This is a genomic window from Pseudoalteromonas arctica (genome assembly GCF_012927645.1).
GTDB classification, from domain to species: Bacteria; Pseudomonadota; Gammaproteobacteria; order Enterobacterales; family Alteromonadaceae; genus Pseudoalteromonas; species Pseudoalteromonas arctica_A.
On the sequence record NZ_JABBMT010000072.1, the window covers coordinates 1 to 2372 of the forward strand.

The following is a 2372-nucleotide window of genomic DNA, read 5'->3' on the forward strand; positions in this document are numbered from 1 at the left end:
GACCTTGTGGTGCATGACTATATCACTACTTGCTTACAGCACCTTGCTGAGCAGCCAGATAACCTTGAGCCACTGCTACCTTGGAATATTAAGCAAGGCTAGGTGTCGTTAGCTATACGCTTACGCTTCATCCTATGTATTAACTCGCTCTAATTCGAGCTGAAGTAATTATGGCTTAAAAAGTTAGGCAAGGATCAGTGCGTTTAACTTGACAGTGGGAGTCATACCAACGCCCGCCTAACAGGCGTAAAAATCTTGGTTAAAATTAGGAACGTAGTGACGCAAGCCAAGCTTTTTGCGTCCTTTGTTGAGGCGTTTGTTATGCTTACAATACTCTGAATGATTCCACCCATTGGTTATAACTATCTGTATTTTCGTCCAGTTTAGTAATTGGCTTCATGTTTTCCAAAGGTAATACTTTTGAAATAAACACGATTCTATTTTTATATAGTTTAATGGTGCATATCCACGTGCTAGCTACGTTTTGGTAAGTACCCTGAGCTAAAAATTTGTGAGAATTAGAACCAGGCATACTTTGTTGCTCAATGATATTGAACTGGCCAGTAGAGCTAAACCTTTTTTGAGAGTGCTCATTTACAATATCAGGGAGGGCTTTTTGAAATTGCTCAGTTGTCATTTCTTTGGGTAGTTTAACCCATTCAATAGTGTGTAACCCTTGAGGAGTCCAGTAACCTGAACCAATGAAAAAATCGACGAATAACTGCTCGGGATAAACGGTGTCTTTGGCATTTGGATGAACCAGCGAGGGTAAATTTACAATAAATTCATTATTTGGAGATGTATATGTCTCATTTTTAAAGTCCATCTTCCCTGAAACATTTAACGTCGAACATGATATCAAGAAGAGAGCTAAACCAAGTATTGCTACAATTTTCAAAATTACCTCCTGTAAGCATAGCCCGCTTAAGCGGAAAAATGTAGTTGGCTAAAATATTGAACGGAGTGAAAATAGCCAACTGTATTTTTTCCGTTTAAAGCGCTTGTTAGAGCTACGATTAAGCGTGCCAGTTAATATCTATTTTTTTATGTGTGGCAACACAGTCACGTAGATATAAATTAATAAGGCTTTGGTACGGTACGCCCGACTCTTCAGCCATACTTTTAAAGTATGAAATAACATCTTCACCAAGACGCATTGTCACTGATTTTTTTAATTTACTTGCGTAAGGGTTTTTACGCGATTTCATTGCTGATAAATCATATTCATCTTTCATAATTAATGCCCTCGCTGGTAGTTTTTACTTTCGTTTTTGGTTGCTTTTCTAGCTGAGATTACTCTAATCGTATTTCCATCATCACGTTCACAGTGACAAACAAGCAATAAATTAGTTTCATTACTCATACCAAGCATCAAAAAACGATCCTCTGTTTCGGAGTTCTCTTGATCAAAGAACTGCACAGCAAATTCATCAAAAAATACGGACTTCGCTTCATCAAAAGAAACGCCGTGTTTTTTAATGTTTGTTGCAGCCTTGGCTGCATTCCATTCAAATTTAATCATATGTACATTGTATGTACGTGAGAGGGAAATGTCAAAGTAGCTCTAGCCTTGCTAAGCGGAAAATAATAGTTGGATATAATCGCGAAGCGATGGCCAACTGTTATTTTTCCGTTTAAGCAACTTGTTAGCATTTTTTTGATAGATGGATAGTGTTTTTACCTTGTTTTACGCCTCGTTTGAAACCAGATTTAACAAGCATAGCTAACATAATATTTGATGGGTGATACAATCTTGCCTTTACCTTAAAACCAATAAATTCAGACTCTGCATGAGATAAAAGAGATGCCCCAATGCCTTGTTTTCGCTCAGAGGTAACAACAGAGATCATGTAAAGTTCAAATACATTTTTTGAATCTTCAATAACCCAATAGAAACCAACTTGTTTGTTATTCTTTTTATAAACATAAAATTTTGAAGGTACAACACCGCTTGCTGTTGGAGAATAGCCAGTGTGAATACTATCCACAATTTGCTTTTTAAGACCTGTATGCGTCATTGGCAGTAAAAAATCTTGGTTGAAATGTCCAACCTTAGCTTCGTTTAAAACTGATTGGAAAATAAAGTCTACGTCATGTTCTGTAGCAAGCAGAATCCCGTTAATTGGTTTTTCAGGAATAGGACTTTCCATTACTTCTTCTACTTCTACTTTTTCACTATTAAAAAGTGATTTAAAAAATTTAAACAAAATACAAACCTCTCCATTTGAATGCTAACATAATGACCCCCACACGGTGTTAGCCTCCGCTTTTCGTGGGTTAGCTTAATTCAAAGCCAGAGCCATAATTAGTTTGTCAATTAACTAAACAGCAGAGGCTAACATGAATAAACATAGCATACTTTTTATCGGTCT

4 protein-coding genes are annotated in these 2372 nt (G+C 36.7%); all 4 read right to left on the minus strand.

Annotated features, from left to right (window positions below; translation table 11 throughout):
• Positions 1 to 325: 325 nt before the first annotated feature.
• Complete coding sequence (locus HHO47_RS18865; protein ID WP_169021680.1) at positions 326 to 898, minus strand: hypothetical protein; 573 nt, start codon at positions 896 to 898, stop codon at positions 326 to 328.
• Positions 899 to 1016: 118 nt separating this feature from the next.
• Entirely contained in the window at positions 1017 to 1235 is a 219-nt protein-coding gene (locus HHO47_RS18870; RefSeq protein ID WP_033078690.1) for a CopG family antitoxin, read from the minus strand.
• A gap of 2 nt (positions 1236 to 1237) precedes the next feature.
• Entirely contained in the window at positions 1238 to 1522 is a 285-nt protein-coding gene (locus HHO47_RS18875) for a BrnT family toxin (protein ID WP_169021681.1), read from the minus strand.
• Positions 1523 to 1646: 124 nt separating this feature from the next.
• Complete coding sequence (locus HHO47_RS18880) at positions 1647 to 2207, minus strand: GNAT family N-acetyltransferase (RefSeq protein ID WP_169021682.1); 561 nt, start codon at positions 2205 to 2207, stop codon at positions 1647 to 1649.
• Between the last annotated feature and the right edge of the window lie 165 nt (positions 2208 to 2372).

Coding starts and splice junctions, on each gene's coding strand:
- HHO47_RS18870 (WP_033078690.1), bottom strand. CDS start 1,235: ATGAAAGATGAATATGATTTATCAGCAATGAAATCGCGTAAAAACCCT.
- HHO47_RS18875 (WP_169021681.1), bottom strand. CDS start 1,522: ATGATTAAATTTGAATGGAATGCAGCCAAGGCTGCAACAAACATTAAA.